The sequence below is a fragment of the Bacillus sp. B-jedd genome (genome assembly GCF_000821085.1).
Lineage (GTDB): Bacteria > Bacillota > Bacilli > Bacillales > Cytobacillaceae > Bacillus_D.
In genome coordinates this window covers 4,174,547-4,195,177 of sequence record NZ_CCXR01000001.1, presented here as the reverse complement: position 1 = coordinate 4,195,177, position 20,631 = coordinate 4,174,547, and the positions used below count along the sequence as shown (strand labels likewise).

The window sequence follows — 20,631 nt, the reverse complement described above, 5'->3', positions numbered from 1 at the left end:
TTTCGCGATGGGAATTTTTAATTTACAGGAGGGCATCTCGATGGAGCGCCTATTCAAATTGAACGAATTTAAAACGAATGCAAAGACTGAGGCAGTCGCCGGCATGACGACATTTATGGCGATGGCCTATATTATTGTGGTAAACCCGGCTATTCTTTCATCGGCGGGCGTGCCTTTTAATCAAGTGTTCACGGCAACCATTATTGCCGCTGTCACCGGAACGCTGATTATGGCCCTGTTCGCCAATTATCCAGTTGCAATTGCGCCCGGGATGGGGTTGAACGCATATTTTGCGAGCGTCGTTGCTACACAGGGAGTCAGCTATCAGATCGTGCTCGGCACTGTCTTCATTGCCGGGGTGCTGTTCCTTCTGCTGTCGATGACAAAGCTGCGCGAAATGCTGATCGATTCGATTCCGGAATCACTGAAGCATGCGATTACATCCGGAATCGGCCTGTTTATCGCCTTTCTTGGTTTAAAAATGGCTGGCATTGTCGCTGCCAATAAAGAAACAATTGTCTCAATCGGCAACCTGCATCAGAAAGGAACTCTCCTGGCGATTGCTGGATTGTTCATCACCTTGATCTTGCTAGCGCGTAAGGTGAAAGGCGCCTTGTTCATCGGAATGCTCGTGACAGCGGTCATCGGTTATTTTATGGGCATGCTGAAACTGAACGGCATCGTATCCGCGCCGCCGGCATTGGTATTCTTTGATTTCGACCTTGGCGGAGTTTTCTCCCACGGATTATATACGGTAGTGTTTGCATTCCTGCTCGTGACAATTTTTGATACAACAGGCACGCTAATTGGCGTCACAGAGCAGGCTGGACTGATGAAGGACGGCAAGCTTCCGCGGGCAAAAGCGGCACTGAGCGCTGATGCGGTCGCCACTACGGTCGGCGCCGCGCTAGGAACTAGCCCATCCACGGCAAATATTGAATCAACGACCGGCGTTGCGGCCGGGGGACGGACAGGTCTGACAGCCTTGACAACTGCGGGGTTGCTGCTTGCGGCATTGTTCTTTTCCCCTCTTGTCGGCGCGATTGCCGGGCTGCCGGCGATTACCGCACCGGCTTTGATCATTGTCGGCTGCTACATGATGGAGGGGCTCGCAAAAATCAACTGGCGCGAGCTTGATGAAGCATTCCCTGCCTTCATCACGATTCTCTCCATGCCATTGACATCCAGCATTGCAACCGGCATTGCGCTTGGCTTCATTACCTATCCGATTATTAAGGTCGTAAGCGGTAAAGGAAAGAACGTTCATCCGCTTATCTACGTATTCGGTTTGCTGTTTGTTGTTCAATTATACTTCTTTTCATAAGCCTGTTCCCGGTGCTCTTCTCTGGCGCCGGGCGGGCTTTTTGTTTTGGTATAGTCATAAGGAGTTCTTATGTATTTCGATTAATAACATAAAATATCCTAAACGCAAGTGGCTGCTTATACTGGAAGTAGGAGGTGCGGCGATGGAATATATCATTTTGTTTTTCATTGGAATCTTTGCAACGGCGATTGGCACACTGATTGGTGGGGGAGGGATGGTGAACCTTCCAGTGATGCTTCTGCTAGGCATGCCGGTCCATTCGGCAATTGGGGCCAACAAAGTTTCAAATACAGTCAGTTCATTTTCCAGCTTTTATTACCTTTATCGAAATAAACAAATATCAATGAGAGAATCGTGGTGGATCATTCCGGTCAGTATTGGGGGAGGAATGACCGGCGGCTTCATTGCCTCGAAAATCCCTGCGGAAAACATGAACATCATTGCACTGATTTTGCTGACGTTTGCTTTCCTGACTTCCTTTCGAGGCAAGAGGGACTTTTCCGGAACAAAACCATTAACCGTAAACAAAGTAAGTGTACCTGGCCTTTATGGCATTGGTATATATGATGGGCTGTTCGGGCCGGGGCAGGGGACATTGATGTTTTATCTGTTCGGCTATTTGAACATTTCGTACGTCAAGGCAGTCGCCCTCGTGCGGCTCGCGACTTTCTCAAGCTGCATTGGCGCAGCCGCAATGTACATTTCCGCAGGCAAAATAATCTGGCCAATGACGTTCGCGCTAATGGCGGGTTCCGTTACCGGCGCCCAGCTCGGCGTCAGGATTGCCGAGAAACTGGATCCACGCTACGTGAAACCAATTTTGCGTGCCGCCACGGTCATTCTGATCGTACAGGTTTTGGTGAAAATGGTTTAAGGGATTCACAAGAAAACTTCATATCCTCAGATAGAAAAACTGCTTGCAACTTGTTTTTCTGGAAATGGTATTCGAGCCTGTAAAACAAAATCAAGAGAAAAAACTCAATTAAGTTTTGTTCATTTAAGCAAGTTTTGTATAAGTAGAGTCTATATAGATTAAACTTAATAGTTACACTCTTTAATTTGAATAGCTGGTTGATTGGAGCTCAGGCATGTAGACTCCTGCGGGATAGAGCAGCAAGTGGAGACCCCACAGGAGCAACGCGACGAGGAGGCTCCACTGATGCCCCGCGGAAAGCGAAATGCCCGGAGCGGAAATCAACCACATCGTTCCAATTTGATCCCAATCTTTATTTCAACCTATATATAATGGATCATAATTGACATCCCCGAATCCGATATGGTAAATAATTAGTGGGATTAGCACTCAAATGATTAGAGTGCTAAACTGATTGTGTACATGTAAAGGAGAGGAGATAGATCAATGGAAAAGAAGCAGTTCCAGGCCGAGTCAAAGCGGTTATTGGAGATGATGATCAACTCGATTTACACCAAGCGGGAAGTATTTTTGCGAGAGCTGATTTCCAACTCCAGTGACGCGATTGATAAAATTTATTACAAAGCGCTGACAGATGATTCACTTGTTTTTGACAAGGACAATTACTACATAAAAATTGTCCCTGATAAAGAAAACCGAATCTTAAAAGTCATCGATACCGGCATCGGGATGACGAAGGAAGAACTGGAAACGAACCTGGGCACGATTGCGAAAAGCGGCTCGCTAGCTTTCAAAAAGGAAACGGAGCTGAAGGATGGCCATGACATTATTGGCCAGTTCGGTGTTGGTTTTTATGCGGCATTCATGGTTGCCGATGTCGTAACCGTCACAAGCCGTGCGCTAGGCAGCGAAGAGGCGTACAAATGGGAATCCACCGGGGCGGAAGGCTATACGATTGAGCCGGCCGAAAAGGATTCAGTTGGTACGGAAATCATTTTGAAAATAAAAGAAAACACAGAGGAAGAGAACTACGACGAGTTCCTCGAGGAATACAGCCTGAAATCGATTGTCAAAAAGTACTCCGACTTCATCCGCTACCCGATCAAGATGGATGTCAGCACGAGCCGGAAGAAAGACGGCAGCGAGGACGAATGGGAAACGGTTGTCGAAGAACAGACTGTTAACAGCATGGTGCCAATCTGGCGCAAAAACAAGAGCGAGCTGACAGACGAGGATTACACGAACTTCTATCACGAAAAGCATTACGGCTTTGACAAGCCACTGAAGCATGTCCATATCAGTGTTGACGGCGCAATCAGGTATAACGCAATCCTGTTCATTCCGGAAAACATACCGTTTGATTATTATTCGAAGGAATTCGAAAAGGGGCTTGAGCTTTATTCGAACGGCGTCCTGATTATGAATAAATGCGCAGACCTGCTGCCGGACCACTTCAGTTTTGTGAAAGGGATGGTGGATTCCGAGGATCTTTCACTCAACATTTCGAGAGAAATGCTGCAGCATGACCGCCAGCTGAAGCTGATTGCCAAGAATATCAGCAAGAAAATCAAGAGCGAGCTGCAATCTCTTCTGAAGAGTGACCGCGAGAATTACGAGAAGTTTTACAATTCGTTCGGCCGCCAGCTGAAATACGGCGTTTACAGCGATTTCGGCACCCATAAAGAAGAGCTCCAGGATCTCTTGATGTTCTATTCTTCAAAAGAGAAAAAGCTCGTCACTCTTGATGAATATGTTTCAAGAATGCCTGAGGATCAGAAGTATATTTACTACGCGGCGGGCGAATCGGTTGACCGCCTTGAAAAGCTTCCCCAAGCCGAGCTTGTTTCCGAAAAAGGTTACGAAATCCTTTATTTCACCGAGGATATTGATGAATTCGCAATCCGCATGCTGGTGAATTACAAGGAAAAGGAATTCAAATCAATCGCAAGCGGTGACCTTGGCATCGAGTCTGAAGAAGAGAAGAAGGAAGCCGAGACAGAGGCGAAGGAAAACAAAGAACTGTTCGACGCGATGAAGGAAGTCCTTTCCGGCAAGGTAAAGGATGTCCGGATTTCGAAGCGCCTGAAGTCCCATCCAGTCTGCCTGGCGAGCGAGGGCGACCTGACGATTGAAATGGAGAAAGTCCTCCGCCAGATGCCGAACAGCCAGGATGTCAAAGCTGAAAAAATCCTTGAAATCAATCCGAACCATGAAGTGTTCCAGTCGCTGAAGGACGCTTTTGAAAAGGATAAGGACAAGCTGTCCCTCTTCACAAACCTCCTTTATAACCAGGCGTTGCTGATAGAAGGGCTGCCGATCCAGGATCCGGTCGAATTCACGAATGATATTTGCAAAATTATGGTGTAACGAGTTAATTTGGCGAAATAATTCGTTTGACGTTATCATCCCGGTTCTGTAATATATGAACAGGAATTGAATACCCGTAATTTACGGGAGAGGTTCATAGCTGATACCCTCTTTAAAAAACTATGGATTCATGACAATCTGCCATGTCCATATTCGGACATGGCTTTTTTAATGGTTATATCCTTTGTTTTTCATAGTCTTATTGGCAAAAACTCTCTTGTAAAGAGTCCGGGATACTTTTACAAGGGGGTTTTTTTATGTCTGGACGAAGCCAGGAAGAAGGATTGAAGGATTTGACGCTGTTGGGTAATCAAAAGACCCAGTATGCTTTTCAATATGCGCCGGAGGTTTTGGAAGCGGTTGATAACCTGCATTCAAACAGGGATTATTTCGTTAAATTTAATTGCCCTGAATTTACAAGCCTCTGCCCGCTGACCAATCAGCCGGATTTTGCGACGATGTATATTTCATATATTCCGAATAAGAAAATTGTCGAGAGCAAATCGCTGAAACTGTATCTTTTCAGTTTCAGGAACCATGGCGATTTCCATGAAGACTGCGTCAATATCATCATGAACGACCTCATTAAGCTAATGGATCCGCGCTATATCGAGGTTTGGGGGAAATTTACGCCGAGGGGCGGCATTTCGATCGATCCTTGGTGCAACTATGGTAAACCTGGTACTAAGTACGAAGAGATGGCCCATTTCCGCTTGATGAATCACGACCTATACCCTGAAAAAATAGATAACCGTTAAGAAAGAATCTAGAAGATGATTTTATATTTGAATGGAGCTTTTGTCGGACTGTTGATCCTGGCAAACATCGTAGCTGTTAAGCTGTTTAGCATCGGATCATTTGTCATTTTGCCGGCTGCGGTCATTATTTATGTTTTTACTTACCCGCTTATCGATGTAATTGTCGAGGTATATGGGAGGAAATATGCCCAAAGGACGGTTCGTGCTGGATTGATTACCCAAATCTTTGCCCTGGTTTTCATTTCAGCAGCGATTGCCTTGCCTTCCGCACCCGCTTTTTCGGATCAGGAATCATTTGAAACGATTTTGGGCGGAAGCTTCAGGGTCATTATTGCCAGCCTGATTTCTTATATGGTCAGCCAGAATCTTGATGTCCTGGTTTTCAATAAATTAAAAAGCCGCCACGGGCAAAAAAAGCTATGGTTGCGTAATAACGCTTCAACGATGCTGAGCCAGCTTGTTGATACCTCGATTTTCATAGTCATCGCTTTTTATGGCATCGTACCGATGGCGGGATTGGCCGTGATGATCATGACCCAATACATTTTTAAATTCTTTGCGTCCATCGCAATTACGCCGCTTGTTTACCTGATGGTCAACTATATCAAGAAAAAAGAATTAGCAAGTGCGCACGAAGAAAGATCCGTAGCAGTAGAATGACAAAAAACTCCGCCAGCAAAAAATCGTGGCGGAGTTTTTTCATTTATTGTCCAGAAGCCGCTTTTTGCACAGCTTTAAATGCATTCACATATCCTGCCCCGACTTCATGGTACTTGTAGCCCGCCATCGGGTCAGCCGTCTGGACCATAAAATCAAGCGCTTGGTCTGGTGTCAGGTTTGGTTTTGCTTCTTTCATCAAGGCAACAACCCCAGAAATGTGCGGAGCTGCCATGCTTGTACCGCTTGAGGTTGTATAGAATAACAGGTGCTCAGGGTCAATATAGCCGATATCGGTTGTTGTTCCGAGCAAATTCATGACTAGTCCGGTGGAAGACCTCGTCGCGACAATGTCAACTCCCGGGGCGGTGATGTCGGGGTGCAGGAACGCATCGCCTGCCACGCCGCGTGAGGAGAAGTCGGCAAGCTGCTTATCTTTTGTCCCTGCAGCAACGCTAATCACCCAAGGCGCAGCGGAATATGGATTCAGTGTATTATCTCCAGGCCCTTCATTCCCTGCGGCAAAAACAACCGTCATCCCCGCATCATGGGCAGCTTTAGAAGCAACGTTGATTGGGTCGTTCGGCGAGTATTCCCCGGTCGATCCCCAGCTGTTGCTGATAACATCGATGCCGTATTTGTCCTTATTTTTAATCGCATAGTCGAAAGCTTCGAGCGACCAAAGGATGTTGATTCCCTCACCGACGCCAAGGCCGACGAGCTTGGCATCAGGAGCAACGCCTTTATAGAGCCCGCCGCTCGCTTTCCCGCTGCCGGCAATCGTCCCGGCGACATGGGTGCCATGGCCGGAGGTTGTATCCGTGTTGGGAAGATTCTCAAGATAAATCGGCTTGTTCCCGAAAAGGTCACCGACCACAAACTTTACGTTCTGGACGACTTTCTCGCCAAACTTCAAGTCCTGGTGAGTCGCGTCGATTCCACTGTCAATAACCGCGACCGTCACGCCTTTGCCAGTATAACCAAGTTCATTCCACACCGACTCAGCGCCAATCAGCTGGCGGCTATCGCGGAGGAAGTATTGCAATTCCTTATTTTCATAGACCGAGACAATATTCGTAGTAGACAAGAGCAGGCTGGCCAGCGCGGCAATCTTTCCCTTTACCGCAATCATCGGCAGGTTTTCGAATGTTTTCGTTTCAAAACCAAGTGCTTTAAGGAGCTGGATATCCGCCAATGCAGGAGGCCTTTTATAGGTAATAATCGCTTCCCCTTCACTGCCGGATAAAGTGGATTTCAACAGTTTTGAAATAGCCGGGCTGACCTCGACAGACAGGCTGAGTGCTTTCGGCTGGGGTGCGAAAGAAGGCGCTGTCAAGGTGAAAAGCAAAACGAACATGACAAGGAACTTAAACTTTTTCATGGAACCCTCCTAAATTTGTTCAAAATAATCTGACTCTTTTTCTTTATCCAGCAAGCAGGTTAGTAAACATCTGGAAGGTTGGGAAAATTTTTGCAAAAGAAAGAGCCCCTGGCAGTTGCCATGAGGGCTCTTAAATACTAGGATAAATCCCGTTTCCTTTGAATAAGCTCGTTCAACTTTTTGTCTACCTTCCTATACTCCTCGCTGTCCGGCATAAATTGTCCGATTTTGCCAAGCAGTTCGGTAATCTTTGTGTCCAGGACAGCCAGTTCTTCCTGCTGCAGACGCTCATCCGGCCGGGCGCCCTTATTCTTTCGCTCTTCATACTCGGCCAGGCCCGTTTCCATTCTCTGAATCCTCTTGTCTTCAATCACAAGTAGCTTGTCGCACAGCTTTTCAACGAAATAACGATCGTGGGAAACAATCAGCAGGGTGCCGGTATAGCCTGCCAGTGTCTCTTCAAGCTGCTCTCGGCTCGGAAGGTCAAGATGGTTTGTTGGTTCATCGAGAATGAGCATATCGTAATCCTGCATGATCATCTGACCGAGCTTCACTCTTGTCCGTTCGCCGAGGCTTAAAGCGGAAATCGGGTTTGTGAGCTTTTCGTCATCCAAGCCCATATTGGCAAAAAGGGTCCTCGCTTTTGTAATCTCCTCAGGCTTCTTCAAATCCAAATATGCCAGTGGGCTTTTGCCTTCGGGGAGATCATTCACATCCTGGCTCAGATAAGCAATTCGCAGCGATTCGCTTTTCCAAATGGTTCCCTTCGAAATCATCTCTTCACCGAGCAGCATCTTAATGAATGTTGTTTTGCCAGAGCCGTTGGGGCCAAGCAGGGCAATTCTTTCCCCATGCCGGATGTAAAAATGGCTTTTCTCAAAAAGGGTTCGATCCCCAAATGATTTTCCCAGTCCCCGTGCTTCAAGAATTCGTTTGCCGCGGTTCCGTCCAGCTTCAAAATCAAACTGCACCTTCAGTTCATCCTTCGGTTTTTCAATTCTGTTTTTAGAAAGTTCGAGATTGAGCCGGCTAAGCTTGGATTTTATCTGGCTGTCTTTTTTCTTCGCTTGCATCCGGCCATATTCCTTAAAGCCTATTTGCCGGTTTTCAGAAGGCGACCTTCCTTTTCCGGCTTCACGATGCGATTTAGCGGACCATTGTTTTAAGTTGGCGACCTGCTCATTAATCATAGCTATTTTGTGCTGTTGCTTCTGATAATCCTTCTCCTGCTGAGCGCGCCGCCGCTTTTTTTCTGCGCGGTACTCGCTATAATTCCCTTTATATTCAATAATCCTGCCATCCTCAATCTCCAGGATTTTAGTAACCGTCTGGTCAAGGAAATGGCGGTCATGGGATATGATGAGTGCCGCCTGGGTGGAGTGGTTAATAGCGTTTATAAGCCATTCCATGCCTTTTAAATCCAAATGGTTGGTCGGTTCATCGAGAATGAGTAGCTCAGGTTGATTCGCCCATACACTGGCAAGGGCAAGCTTCAGCCGTTCGCCGCCGCTTGGATTCGCAAGTCTGGCACCTGCCCAATCGGTCAGTTTTTCCAAGCCGAGCTGGCTCGCTGTTTCGAGCAGTTCTTTACCGTAGTACCCATTTTGAGAGGACAAGTCGTAATCGGTCGACTGCGGCAAATACCCGATCCGTAAATTGGCGGGCATTTTTGCGATTGTGCCGCCATCTGGGGCCAACTCACCCATGAGCAGCTTAACAAGGGTTGACTTGCCAGATCCATTCCAGCCAACCAGGCCGATTTTTTCACCTTTTCTTATATCAAAAGAAAGATCTATTAACAATTTACGATCACCGAAATTCTTTTTCGCATTTCTTACTTTTAAAAGTACCATACAAATCCACCTCAGTTTTTTTATTAGACAAGAAGCAATGGCGACTGAGTTGATTTTGAAAAAATCATTAAAAAAACCTCCCCGGAAACCCGAAGAGGCTGATTGTATGGCAAATTCGTCCTATCAGGAGAGTGGCTGAACAACATGCCAAAAAAGCATGCGGAACAAAGGCACTTCCATAGATAAGCAAAAAAGGGCATACGAATCCTATTCTTCAGGTTTTCTCATATTTTAATCATGAGTCCACTCCAGAAAAATAAGATTATAACTTCATGCCCCTGTACCATCCTTTTTTAATTTTGCAAGTTCCTTTTCAGTATATTTTGCAGGATGTAAATTTGTCAATGATTAGGGGGATTATTGAAACTTTGAGCCTGCCTGAAAACTTAGGTAGAATAAAGCCATCAGTATCAAAGAAAAGGTGTCGTTATATGAAAAAGGTAATTGTGATTGGAGCGGGAATCCTCGGCGCTTCCACAGCGTATCATTTGGCAAGGGCGGGTGCCGAAGTCACGGTCATTGACCGGCAAGATCCAGGCCAGGCGACCGATGCGGCGGCAGGCATCATCTGTCCGTGGCTGTCGCAACGCCGCAATAAGGCGTGGTACGCGCTGGCTAAAGGCGGTGCCGCTTATTATTCCTCGCTCATCCCTATGCTTGAAGGGGATGGCGAAAGGGAAACGGGTTATGCAAAGGTTGGCGCGCTGAGCCTTCATACCGATGAGGCCAAGCTTGGCAAAATGGTTGAACGCGCATTGAAGAGAAGGGGAGATGCTCCGGAAATCGGTGATATCCGGCAGTTGAGCCCGAGTGAGACCACGAGGCTGTTCCCGCCTGTATCGGATGAATTTTCTTCCGTTCATGTCAGCGGTGCGGCCCGCGTTGACGGCCGTGCGATGCGGAGGGCGTTGCTGCATGCCGCTGAAAAACATGGTGCCAGATTTGTAACGGCTTCCGCAGAGTTTTTGCTAAAAGAAGGAAAAGTGATGGGTGCCAGGACGGATGAAGGGGAGTATATAGCAGACGAGATTATTGTGACAGCGGGAGCCTGGGCGGCTGAACTCTTTGAACCACTAAACATTAAATTAAATGTAACCGCGCAAAAAGGCCAGATTGTCCATCTGCAGCTTGAAGAGTGCGATACTGATGAATGGCCGGTCATCATGCCGCCGAGTGACCAGTACATCCTCGCTTTTAATGATGGCAAAATCATCGTCGGAACGACCCATGAAAATGATAAAGAGTTTGACACACGGATTACCGCTGGCGGTCTGCAAGAGTTGCTTGGCAAGGCGTTGACCTCGGCCCCGGGGCTGGCAGATGCGGCCTTTACCGACGCTCGAGCCGGGTACCGGCCCTATACACCGGGCTTTCTGCCTGTGATTGGATCGATTCCAGGACACTCAAATCTCCTTTTTGCCAACGGGCTTGGCGCTTCTGGCCTTACGGTCGGGCCTTTCCTTGGCGAGCAGCTGGCAAAGATGTCCCTCGGGCTGGACCTGGATATAGACTTGGGCCTTTACCCGGTGGAAGGGGCTATAGAAGAATAGTGAAATAGAGCTGCCATTAAAAGAGGCGGCTTTTTTTGATAGCAGAATTCTCTGTGGTAGCCAATTCTGTAAATAATCCCAGCAGGAAGATGATTTTAACAAAGGCATATCGGGGTATAGGGATAGAAGAAAATACTAGACAAGCGATTTTATATACTCCGAGGAGGAACACCAGATGCAATGGAAAGGCAGACAAGGAAGTTCGAATGTTGAAGATAGAAGGGGCATGGGCGGCGGCGGAATGATGGTGGGCGGCGGAATTGGCGGGATTGTCCTCGTCCTGATTATGACCTTGCTGGGCGGCGGCGATCTTGGTGATGTGCTGAATAACATTGGCGGTGGCGGAACCGGTGTGGAGTCACCCCCGCCTTATCAGGAAAGTGCTGAAGACCGGGAGCTGGCTGAATTTGTTTCGGTTGTCCTAGCTGATACGGAAAAGGTATGGACGGAAATTTTTGAAGAAGAAGGCATGGTTTACAAAGAGCCTACGCTTGTTCTTTATTCAGGCAGTGTGCAGTCGGCTTGTGGTGTGGCAGGGTCGGCGGTAGGGCCGTTTTATTGCCCTGGCGACCAGAAGCTTTATATTGACTTAAGTTTTTATAGGGATTTGCAGACGAAATTCCAGGCACCGGGTGACTTCGCAATGGCCTATGTTATTGCTCATGAGGTTGGCCACCATGTGCAGACACTGCTTGGAACAAGTGATAAAATGGCGTCACTCCGCCAGAGGCTCAGCGAGACCGAGTACAATAAATACCAGGTGAGGATGGAATTACAGGCTGATTATTATGCCGGCGTCTGGGCAAACCGAGCTGAGAATTTACAGCTTCTTGATGAAGGTGATATTGACGAGGCGCTGAATGCTGCATCAGCCGTCGGTGACGATACGCTGCAGAAAAAGTACCAAGGGCGTGTAGTGCCGGAAAGCTTCACACACGGAACTTCCGAACAAAGGAAGCGCTGGTTCAATAAAGGCTATAAAGCAGGAAATCTGGAACAAGGCGACACCTTTAATGCGAAACAGCTTTAATAGGGAAGTAACAGCAGAAAGGAGACTTTCATAATGGCTGCGAATGAACGATCCTTTTTCCTTAAGGATGACGGACAGATCCCGAATAACCCGGAATTGCAGGTCATTATCTATGAAGGGGTTTTTACCGACAATCCGAATGGGATTGAAGAAACCTTCAACCGCAACAAGTGGACAGGCAGCTGGAGTGGAGGAATCTTCGACTTCCACCACTATCACAGCAATGCCCATGAGGTGCTTGGAGTGAAGTCGGGAAACGCAACAGTTCTTCTTGGCGGCGATACCGGTGAGCGGGTTAACGTGAGTGCCGGAGACGTTATACTTCTACCGGCTGGAACCGGGCATAAGCTAATTGAGGCTAGCGAGGATTTTGAAGTCATTGGCGCCTATCCTGAAGGGATGAGCCCGAATATGAAGGAGAGGGATCCAGCCGGACGCGCACAGGCCCTCCAGGAAATCCGCAACGTCCCCTTACCTGAAACTGATCCGGTCTATGGTGAAACAGGCCCGCTTCAAAGTAAATGGGTGAAATAACATGCAAAAACCCGATGAGCCGAGTGTGCTCATCGGGTTTTTTGTAGCTTTCTTGTCCTTCGACATGAATCGAAGGGTAGCCGGGAAAGGTTTGAGTTCCAAGTCGCCCTTAGGACGCGAAGGCCCTCCCGCCCGCAGCGGTTCGCGTTCTAAATCGTCCTTTAGAACGCGAAGGCCCTTTCGATCGTTGCTATTCGCGTTCTAAGTCGCCCTTTAGGACGCGAAGGCCCTTCCGCCCGCAGCGGTTCGCGTTCTAAATCGTCCTTTAGGACGCGAAGGCCCTTTCGGTCGTTGCTATTCGCGTTCTAAGTCGCCTTTTAGGATGCGAAGGCCCTTCCGCCCGCAGCGGTTCGCGTTCTAAATCGTCCTTTAGGACGCGAAGGCCCTTTCGATCGTTGCTATTCGCGTTCCAAATCGTACTTTAGCTCATGCAATCAGTCACAGAGGGGACTTCTCTAAACCCTAACCGCTCCGGAGCACATGCTAACGGTCACAGATACAAGTTGCCCGAGAACCACCAATGCCCGTTAAACTATCAGAAAGGCAGTCTTCTAAAAACTTCTCCCTAATTCAATCCCTCAACCTTAATCTGTACGACAGGTAGGAAGATTTCGCCTGTGTCCTGATAGGTGAGATTAACCTTATCGCCTTCCTTCAGATAAATGACCAAAGGCTCTTTTTCCGAAGAAATAATATAATTTTGCTTGTTGTCGAGCAGGAATGTCACAGCTGTGAAATCACCGGACTTTTCTTTATATACCCGGACAACGGTGCCGCTTGCCTGCTTTTCTTCCGCCTTTGACGTACCATCCAGGGTGCCGCCGCCGCGCTGGAGGGCGAGTTTATACTGGCGGAGGGCGTCATTCGGCGTTGTTCCGTATACGGAAATTTCAGGATTGGCTGCGGAGACGATGAAGTAATTTTGCAAAAAGCCGTTGGAATCAAGGACTGGCGTCAGCCAGCTTGCTTCTCCGTAAAAATTATAGAGAACCGGCATCTTGCCTTTCCATTTCTTTTCAATGAATTTCTTTTCAATAATCTGTAAGGCGCCTTCTGAATCCATATACGATTCTTCGAGGTTGCCAGTGTAATAGGTTGCTTTTCCTGTTTTTCCGTCGGTTAACGAGTACCCAAGCATCGAATCGACGCCTTCTTTCGGGCTCGTGAAATCAGTGAAGTAGAACATATGGCCGTTTTCGTCAAAAATTGGCGTGACGTTCGCCTCTGTGCCTTCATCGGAAGGCAGTTTGACGTCCTTTTTCCCGAAGACGCTGTTCCAGAATCCATGTATATAGTTTCCGAAATAGCTGTTCTGCAGGCTGACAACTTCAGGGGATACGGCGCCGTCAACAAATTCAGGCACTTCTCCGTGTGCAAAAGATTTTGTATCTCCGCTTAGCGGGTCGACCATGACGATTCCTTTAGCGTCAAAACCATTTCGGGCGGAAATGAAATCGCCATAGGACTGGATATAAAACGGCTTGCCGTTTTCGTCGACTTCCAACTGGACATCGCCGTAAAAGATGCGCGTCGGGTATTTCATCCGGATATGGCGTTCAATATTTTTGCCAAAATAAGACGATGGAGTGTAGGTCATTTCCGATTTAATGAATTTCGGGTTAGCCGTCGAGTCGGTCGCGCTAATAATAAAATAGCCAGGCGTTGTGTCGCCGTTCACCCATTTGAAAAAGCCGGAAAATTCGACTGGAGCGATATAGACGTAATCGCCGTTCACCTTTTGGATTTGCAGGCTGCCAAGCTCATAATAGCTTGTATTCGGCACTTGGCCGAATGCCTTTTTCATCTTATTCCGGGCGAATTGGGGCGGAACGCTTGCCGGGGTTTTCGTTTCATCAAACGTTTTAATCTCGACCTGCTGATCCATTTTCGTTGTTTCATATTTTTCGCCAGCATTAAAAAGGAAAGCTGTCAGCAAGTAGATGCCGAAGAAGAGGCTTCCCAAAAACAGCAACCCCTTGACCATTTGCTCTTTGCCGTTGGAGAACAGTGCGCCCACCGCCGAGGCAACGATCAAGAAAAACCAGAGTGAGGAAAAATTCCTGTCGATATTAAACAAATAATAGAAAACAAAAACAAATAAAACCATGAATACGGCGAAAGCAATCATCGGAATGCGGCTTGTTTTGCCCGCACCTTTTTTCTTCTTGTTCGTATTTGAACTGTTCAGGCCGTAAAACGGAATGATCAATAAGGCCATGATAAGTCCGGCAATCAATGAAAATAAATAAATGTTTCCCATGGAAGCTCCTTTCAGGATGTGTGACATCTCATATCTATAGTAAAGAAATACGGGAAAGGCAGCGAAAAGATTCAAGTTTATTTCCGTAAACTAAAAAACACAGGCTGCCCATAACAGGCGCGCCTGTGCTTAAGTAAAATAAATCCTGTCATCGTCACTCAACAATTAATAAATTATTCGCCAAGGTCAACGTTGTGGTACACCTGACGGACGTCTTCGAGATCATCCAGCACATCAATCATTTTCTCGAATTTTGCCAGGGCATCTTCCGGAAGGGTGACATCGTTTTGCGCGAGCATCGTCAGTTCGGCAATGGAGAATTCAGTGATTCCCGCGGCCTTGAACGCCTCCTGGACGGCATGGAATTGGTCCGGCTCCGCGTATACGATGACCGCTTCGTCTTCTTCGATAATATCGCGTACGTCCACATCTGCTTCCATTAGCAATTCGAGTACTTCATCAGCTGTTTTTCCTTCCACGCCGAAAACCGCGGTCGCGTCGAACAGGTAGGCGACCGAACCGCTGACCCCCATATTGCCGCCGTTTTTGCCAAAAGCCGCCCGGACTTCGGAAGCCGTCCGGTTTACGTTATTGGTCAGTGCATCGACAATGACCATTGATCCACTTGGCCCGAAGCCTTCGTAACGAAGTTCGGTATAGTTCTCGTCAGAACCGCCCTTTGCTTTTTCAATTGCCCGGTCAATAATCGCTCTCGGAACATTGTACGTCTTTGCGCGCTCGAGGACGACCTTGAGAGCCTGGTTCGATTCGGGATCCGGCTCGCCCTGTTTCGCGGCTACATAAATTTCGCGTCCGAACTTGGCGTAAATACGACTCGTATTCGCATCTTTGGATGCTTTTTTCTCCTTGATATTATTCCATTTGCGTCCCATTCTGAACACACTCTCTTTCCTTTAAAATCTCTGCTGAGATGATGAATGTCATTCCAAACTAAATACCCTGCATCCTGCTGAATCAACCTGTCAGCTGAAAAAATCACCACGAATTATTATACATCAAAATCGTCTGGATTTTAATTGAAAATTATGGCCGTAACTTAACAAATTCACGGAAGCTGTTTTTGCGAATAGGCAGAAGCAGTTTCTTTTTATGCCGGCAGGAATAAGATAACCCGAACACAAGAATGAGTAAAGATTGTGTGGGTTAAATCCACCCCAAATAGGCTGCCAGGCGGGTAAACGAAATGGATTCAGGAGTTGAATGGAGGAGCAAGGATGGAAGGAATAACGCTTTTGGTTACAGATTCAACAGGAATGAAAATTGAAATGAATAGGAAGATGGCAATAAAAGCCGGGCTGTTCAAAAACAGGGAAATCGATCTTTCCTACGGAATGCGGAAGGTAAAGGTGAAGTTGCTCATAAAGAAAAGGAGTGCAGAAGATAAGATTTTTATCTCGGGCCAAGCCGTTGAAAAGCTGAAAATCGAGCGGTCTGTTCCGTACAACTGCAGCCTTGAGGGCAATTGCCTGGTGATTGGACCTGTCCTGGGAATGCTTTTTAAGCAAAATAGCAAGAACCTGGAACAGGCTTTGAAGGAAAATCCTGCTATGTTTTTCCCGTATGCCCGTTCAATAAAAGGGCTTGGGGGCTTGCTGTTCTTTTTTGCGGAGGATGGGATTGACTATGATGCAAGCGAAATAAGCGGATACTTCTATGACTTTGAAACTATGTCGTGGAAACAATCGGTTTTTCCGTTTCCAGCCATAATTTACCGAAAGATAAAAGCTTCTCGGGCGCTGAAGGAGGCTTTCGGACGCCGGCTCATCAATCCGCCCTGCTATTACAAATGGAAGTTTTATTCGATTTTGAAAGAAAATCAGGCCTTTGAGAAATATTTGCCGGAGACTACCAATGTCATTACGAAGGAAAATCTTGATTCGTTTTTGCAAAAATACGGGAAAGCTTTCCTGAAGATGAGCAACCAGGGCGGCGGTGTCGGGATGCATCTCATCTGGAAGGAAGGGGAGGAGTATCTGTCCAGGCAAAACTTTACGGATGATACGTTCAGGTATTCGTCTGCACAGATGATTAAACTGCTGAAGGTTTGCGAAAAAAACCATATCCTTCAACAGCCCATTGACATTAAGGCGCATCAAGGCAGACAAGCGATATATCGCGTCATTGCTGTCAAGGAGCATGCGGAAAATTGGAAGGTCAGAGCCATCCATGGCTGGCTTGGAGAGCAAGGCGGCATTTCCACCCAGGCATACGGCCTGACCGCCAGGTATCCGGATGACTTACTGAGGATGCAATTTGAATATCCCCCGCGTAAGGTGAAAGAAAAAATCCGGGAAATGGAGAAGTTGGCCGTCGCCCTTGCCGAACATCTAGAAAATGCATGCGGTACCTTCGTCGATTTTGGTTTTGATTTCGGACTTGATGAAAAGGGAGATATTTATATATTCGAAGGGAACACATTGCAACAGCTCGAAATGGCCCTGTGGCTCGGAGATCAAATGATGTATGGGGAACTGATCCACCGGATTCTCACTGCCCTGAAAGAAATGGCACTTGGGAATTGAGCAGCCGTGAAAGACAGGACTTGCAAAACGGGTGCTTGCTATAGGCAGACGCAGTTTCTTTTCCCTTTTTGCGGAATAGGATAACCCGATACCATCAATTGGAGTTGAATAGATAGTGGGTGTCTCAATTGTACAGGTTCTAATTTCGGAGAAAACGAGAAGAAGAGTTGGAGTTTCAAATTCGCTATGGAGAAAATGGAAATTATCTGAAAATGAATTTTACACGCTGTCTTTCGGTGGGAGAAGTTTAAAAACAAGGCTGAAGCGGATGAAGGGAAAGGCAGAGGAACTGATTTTGCCGCTTGCGCAATCGAATGACTTATTGCTGCCATTTCCTAAGCAAGTTCAGGCCACTTTCAAAAATAATATCATAAAAATTGGTCCGGTCATCGGCTTGCTGACCGATATCCATCCCAATTATAAATCGATGTTCCATGAGATTCTCCAATCAAAGGACTATACAAGCCACTACTGCTTTGTCTTTTCGCCCACGGATATAAATTGGGGGAAGGGGGAGGTTGTGGGCTGGTTTTTCGATGGGAAGGATGAACAGGGATTTCGCTGGAAAAAGTATATTTTGCCCCTTCCTGATGTGATTTATAACCGGATCACATATCGGTCAGTTGAAAAAAGTGAAGAGGTAAAATCACTTTTCAGAAAGGCCGCCAGGCACGCCAAGGTAAAAATGTTCAATCCGTTTTTCTTTAGCAAACAGGGGATTCATAGACTTTTGAAAAACCATCCACTGGCAAAAGACTTTTTGCCGGATACGCGTTTTTCAGCTGCAAAACGGAGCATTACCAAGCTTTTGGCGAAACATGGTGAGGTTTTTATAAAGCCGGGAGATGGTGCGGAGGGGCTTGGGATTTATAAGATTTCCAAAGCGGGGGAGGGCTTTAACTGCCATACGGAAAGGCAGATAACGCCTTATGGGAGCCTCGATGAATTGCTTGCCTCAGCCGCCAATGAGGAGTGGAAGAGGCGCTATATCGTCCAGCAGGGAATCAAACTGATCCAATATAACGGAAGGAATATTGATTTCCGGGTGAACCTCAACAAAGATATTAGAAATAATTGGGTTGTATCCGGTGTTGCCGGTAAGGCGGCTGGCTCGGAAAGTGTCACAACCCATGTCCGTCTAGGCGGGCAGGTATATAGGTGTGGAGATATTCTCGACCTCGTGTTTGGAGAACGGTCGGAAGAGTTCAGGAGAAAAATGGAGTCTGCAGCCGTCACTCTTGCGCAGGCAATTGAGGCGGAAATCGGAAAACCTGTTGGTGAACTCGGACTTGATATAGGGATTGACCAAGATGGGGGAGTATGGATGTTTGAAGCAAATTCAAAACCGGGCCGGAGCATCTTCAGGTATCCGGGAATGGAAGAGGAGGCAGTCCGATCTATCAATCTCTTGTTTGAGTATTCATATTATCTGGCAGGCTTTGGGATCCAGGATGAAGGACATAGGTTAGATTGAACTTTCCTTATCAATAAACGCTGTGTGTGCATAGAATGTGTAAGTAAAAGCTGAAGGGAGCAAGTTGCATTGATTCATCCGGATACAGAGCTGAGGGTAGTGGACGAAGAAATAGGGCTGGGGGTTTTTGCGACGAAATTAATTCCTAAAGGAACGGTTACACTGGCCCTTGACAGCCTTGATCAAATTTTCGAGCCCTCATATTTAAATTCTCTTGACCCCCTTCGCAGTGCTCCGTTTGAAAAATATACGTATCGGGATCAGGAAGGGAGATACATCCTTTCGTGGGACCATGGAAAGTATGTGAATCACAGCTTCCATGCCAATTGCTTCACGACCCCATACGGTTTTGACATTGCGGTCAGGGATATTCATGCAGGCGAACAACTGACGAATGAATACGGGCTCTTCAACCTGGATGAACCTTTTCTTTGCCGCCCCGAGGAAGGGTCGGAGCGGACCAGCGTATCCAAAGCTGACCTCATTAAGTACTACCCGGAATGGGATGCCAAAATCCTTGATGCGTTTAAAGCTTTTGAGCAGGTCAGCCAGCCTTTGGATCTTTTTATTCCAAAGGAATGCAGGAAAAGGATCAGGGTGGCTGTGAAGGAAAATAGGGTTGTCGATTCTGTTTTGGCCTTGTACTATGGGGGTGAATGAACTGCGGAAAAAAGGATCGAGCGGAAGAGTGGGAATGCCATTTCGGATATCATCGGACGCGGATATCCCGGCCCATGTGATTCTCATGAATAAAAGGACGGCCAGAAAAGCCGGGCTCACAATGGACCAGGAAATTTTCGTATCATATGGAATGCGGAAAGTGAAGGTAACGGTAATTCTGAATAAAGAGGCTGGCGAAAATGTTTTTCTTTTGTCCAATAGGGTGGTCGAGCGATTAAGGATTGCGCTGTGGGCTCCATATCATGTTCGGCTGGTGAAGGACTTGCTTGTCATAGGTCCTGTAATTGGCATGCTATACCGGCAAAGCGGGAAAAAAATGGCGGGCGATCTGCAGGATAATCCTGACTTGTATCTTCCCTACGCACAGTCTATAAGGAAGATGGGCGGTTTGTTATTCTTTGCCGCTGAAGATCAGATTGACTATAAGTCCAGTGAAATAGAGGGCTTTGCTTTTGATTTTGAGTCGATGTCATGGAAAAAATCTGACTTCCCATTTCCGGCTGTTTTTTATCGGAAAATAAAATCATCAAAGGTACTCAAAAATACATTTGGCAGCCGGCTGTTCAATCCGCCTTGCTATTATAAGTGGAAGTTTTTTTCCATTGTGAATGAAGTGCCGGCTTTTAGAAGGCATCTGCCGGAAACATCAAACGTAATCACCAAAGGAAATCTCGATAAGATGCTCGCGAAGTATGGTAGCGTCTTTCTGAAACCGATCAATCAGGGCGGCGGGGCAGGCATGCATTTGATTTGGCGGGAAAATGGGAAATATCTTGCAAGAAAAAACTTTACGGACAAGGTTTTCACCTATACGCCGAAGCAAATGAACGCGTTGCTCGCCTCATGCGAGAAGAATCATATTCTCCAGCAAGCGATCAATCTGAAAACCCATGATGACAGAAAGATTGATTATCGGGTTATTGCGGTGAAAGAGCAGGGGAAAACGTGGAAGGTTGAGCCGATTATTGGCTGGCTAGGGGAACAAGGGGGCATTTCCATCCAGTCGAATAAAGAGGTCAATGGCAGGTATGCTGACGATATGCTGAAGCTGCAATTCAATTATCAACCGGAAGAGATAGCCGAAAAAATAGAGGAAATGAAATCGCTCGGCATTGCCCTTGCCAAGCATCTTGAAGGCGCATGCGGCCCATTTGTCGATTTTGGCTTTGATATGGGGCTTGATGAGAAAGGCGATATTTATGTTTTTGAAGGCAACACACTGCAAGAGCTGCGGACCCCTCTCTGGCTGGATGATCATATGATGTATGGCAAGCTGATCGACACCATTATCGAAGCATTAAAGGAAATAGCGATGGAAGGATGAGGCAAACATCCTTATCGCACA

At 47.0% G+C, this 20,631-nt stretch carries 16 protein-coding genes and 1 riboswitch; of the genes, 12 read left to right on the top strand and 4 right to left on the bottom strand.

Annotation, left to right across the window (positions count from 1 at the left end; translation table 11 throughout):
* Positions 1-40 precede the first annotated feature (40 nt).
* From BN1002_RS20420 to BN1002_RS20400, 5 genes are all read left to right on the top strand, one after another.
* A complete protein-coding gene (locus BN1002_RS20420; protein WP_048827370.1) occupies positions 41-1,324 on the top strand; it encodes an NCS2 family permease in 1,284 nt (427 codons plus the stop codon).
* A 142-nt stretch (positions 1,325-1,466) separates the two neighbouring features.
* Positions 1,467-2,198, top strand: coding sequence for a sulfite exporter TauE/SafE family protein (locus BN1002_RS20415; protein WP_048827369.1), 732 nt, complete (start codon positions 1,467-1,469; stop codon positions 2,196-2,198).
* A 486-nt stretch (positions 2,199-2,684) separates the two neighbouring features.
* Positions 2,685-4,565: a molecular chaperone HtpG gene (htpG, locus tag BN1002_RS20410; RefSeq protein WP_048827368.1), complete on the top strand. Its 1,881-nt coding sequence runs from the start codon at positions 2,685-2,687 to the stop codon at positions 4,563-4,565.
* Positions 4,566-4,648: 83 nt separating this feature from the next.
* A riboswitch (PreQ1 riboswitch) is annotated at positions 4,649-4,695 on the top strand.
* A 127-nt stretch (positions 4,696-4,822) separates the two neighbouring features.
* A complete protein-coding gene (gene queF, locus BN1002_RS20405) occupies positions 4,823-5,323 on the top strand; it encodes a preQ(1) synthase (RefSeq protein ID WP_048827367.1) in 501 nt (166 codons plus the stop codon).
* 15 nt (positions 5,324-5,338) lie between these two features.
* The gene (locus BN1002_RS20400; protein WP_048827366.1) at positions 5,339-5,983 is read left to right on the top strand and encodes a queuosine precursor transporter; all 645 of its coding nucleotides are present in this window, start codon (positions 5,339-5,341) and stop codon (positions 5,981-5,983) included.
* 43 nt (positions 5,984-6,026) lie between these two features.
* On the opposite strand, the gene BN1002_RS20395 is transcribed toward BN1002_RS20400, so the two are convergent.
* Positions 6,027-7,361 (bottom strand): S8 family serine peptidase, encoded by a 1,335-nt coding sequence (locus BN1002_RS20395; protein WP_052445663.1) that lies wholly within the window; start codon positions 7,359-7,361, stop codon positions 6,027-6,029.
* 137 nt (positions 7,362-7,498) lie between these two features.
* Positions 7,499-9,214: a ribosomal protection-like ABC-F family protein gene (gene abc-f, locus BN1002_RS20390; protein WP_048827365.1), complete on the bottom strand. Its 1,716-nt coding sequence runs from the start codon at positions 9,212-9,214 to the stop codon at positions 7,499-7,501.
* Between the two features lie 431 nt (positions 9,215-9,645).
* Between abc-f and BN1002_RS20385 the strand changes: the two genes are divergently transcribed.
* From BN1002_RS20385 to BN1002_RS20375, 3 genes are all read left to right on the top strand, one after another.
* Positions 9,646-10,764, top strand: a complete 1,119-nt coding sequence (locus tag BN1002_RS20385; RefSeq protein ID WP_048827364.1) for an NAD(P)/FAD-dependent oxidoreductase — start codon at positions 9,646-9,648, stop codon at positions 10,762-10,764.
* Between the two features lie 175 nt (positions 10,765-10,939).
* Positions 10,940-11,794, top strand: a complete 855-nt coding sequence (gene ypfJ / locus BN1002_RS20380; RefSeq protein ID WP_048827363.1) for a KPN_02809 family neutral zinc metallopeptidase — start codon at positions 10,940-10,942, stop codon at positions 11,792-11,794.
* A gap of 33 nt (positions 11,795-11,827) precedes the next feature.
* The gene (locus tag BN1002_RS20375) at positions 11,828-12,328 is read left to right on the top strand and encodes a cupin domain-containing protein (protein ID WP_048827362.1); all 501 of its coding nucleotides are present in this window, start codon (positions 11,828-11,830) and stop codon (positions 12,326-12,328) included.
* Between the two features lie 565 nt (positions 12,329-12,893).
* On the opposite strand, the gene BN1002_RS20370 is transcribed toward BN1002_RS20375, so the two are convergent.
* Both BN1002_RS20370 and BN1002_RS20365 read right to left on the bottom strand, forming a co-directional pair.
* Positions 12,894-14,588, bottom strand: coding sequence for a hypothetical protein (locus tag BN1002_RS20370; RefSeq protein ID WP_048827361.1), 1,695 nt, complete (start codon positions 14,586-14,588; stop codon positions 12,894-12,896).
* Positions 14,589-14,761: 173 nt separating this feature from the next.
* Positions 14,762-15,481, bottom strand: coding sequence for a YebC/PmpR family DNA-binding transcriptional regulator (locus BN1002_RS20365; RefSeq protein WP_048827360.1), 720 nt, complete (start codon positions 15,479-15,481; stop codon positions 14,762-14,764).
* 342 nt (positions 15,482-15,823) lie between these two features.
* On the opposite strand from BN1002_RS20365, the gene BN1002_RS20360 reads away from it, so the two are divergent.
* From BN1002_RS20360 to BN1002_RS20345, 4 genes are all read left to right on the top strand, one after another.
* The gene (locus BN1002_RS20360) at positions 15,824-17,131 is read left to right on the top strand and encodes a YheC/YheD family protein (RefSeq protein ID WP_048827359.1); all 1,308 of its coding nucleotides are present in this window, start codon (positions 15,824-15,826) and stop codon (positions 17,129-17,131) included.
* Positions 17,132-17,246: 115 nt separating this feature from the next.
* Positions 17,247-18,605: a YheC/YheD family endospore coat-associated protein gene (locus BN1002_RS20355; protein WP_048827358.1), complete on the top strand. Its 1,359-nt coding sequence runs from the start codon at positions 17,247-17,249 to the stop codon at positions 18,603-18,605.
* A 69-nt stretch (positions 18,606-18,674) separates the two neighbouring features.
* On the top strand, positions 18,675-19,265 hold the full coding sequence (locus BN1002_RS20350) for an SET domain-containing protein (protein ID WP_048827357.1): 591 nt from the start codon (positions 18,675-18,677) through the stop codon (positions 19,263-19,265).
* A 34-nt stretch (positions 19,266-19,299) separates the two neighbouring features.
* Positions 19,300-20,610: a YheC/YheD family protein gene (locus BN1002_RS20345; RefSeq protein WP_197072837.1), complete on the top strand. Its 1,311-nt coding sequence runs from the start codon at positions 19,300-19,302 to the stop codon at positions 20,608-20,610.
* Positions 20,611-20,631: the final 21 nt, after the last annotated feature.

Excerpts from the sequence above, each read along its gene's own strand:
- BN1002_RS20420 (WP_048827370.1), top strand. The coding sequence starts at position 41 with ATGGAGCGCCTATTCAAATTGAACGAATTTAAAACGAATGCAAAGACT.
- BN1002_RS20415 (WP_048827369.1), top strand. The coding sequence starts at position 1,467 with ATGGAATATATCATTTTGTTTTTCATTGGAATCTTTGCAACGGCGATT.
- htpG (WP_048827368.1), top strand. The coding sequence starts at position 2,685 with ATGGAAAAGAAGCAGTTCCAGGCCGAGTCAAAGCGGTTATTGGAGATG.
- queF (WP_048827367.1), top strand. The coding sequence starts at position 4,823 with ATGTCTGGACGAAGCCAGGAAGAAGGATTGAAGGATTTGACGCTGTTG.
- BN1002_RS20400 (WP_048827366.1), top strand. The coding sequence starts at position 5,339 with ATGATTTTATATTTGAATGGAGCTTTTGTCGGACTGTTGATCCTGGCA.
- BN1002_RS20395 (WP_052445663.1), bottom strand. The coding sequence starts at position 7,361 with ATGAAAAAGTTTAAGTTCCTTGTCATGTTCGTTTTGCTTTTCACCTTG.
- abc-f (WP_048827365.1), bottom strand. The coding sequence starts at position 9,214 with ATGGTACTTTTAAAAGTAAGAAATGCGAAAAAGAATTTCGGTGATCGT.
- BN1002_RS20385 (WP_048827364.1), top strand. The coding sequence starts at position 9,646 with ATGAAAAAGGTAATTGTGATTGGAGCGGGAATCCTCGGCGCTTCCACA.
- ypfJ (WP_048827363.1), top strand. The coding sequence starts at position 10,940 with ATGCAATGGAAAGGCAGACAAGGAAGTTCGAATGTTGAAGATAGAAGG.
- BN1002_RS20375 (WP_048827362.1), top strand. The coding sequence starts at position 11,828 with ATGGCTGCGAATGAACGATCCTTTTTCCTTAAGGATGACGGACAGATC.
- BN1002_RS20370 (WP_048827361.1), bottom strand. The coding sequence starts at position 14,588 with ATGGGAAACATTTATTTATTTTCATTGATTGCCGGACTTATCATGGCC.
- BN1002_RS20365 (WP_048827360.1), bottom strand. The coding sequence starts at position 15,481 with ATGGGACGCAAATGGAATAATATCAAGGAGAAAAAAGCATCCAAAGAT.
- BN1002_RS20360 (WP_048827359.1), top strand. The coding sequence starts at position 15,824 with ATGGAAGGAATAACGCTTTTGGTTACAGATTCAACAGGAATGAAAATT.
- BN1002_RS20345 (WP_197072837.1), top strand. The coding sequence starts at position 19,300 with ATGCCATTTCGGATATCATCGGACGCGGATATCCCGGCCCATGTGATT.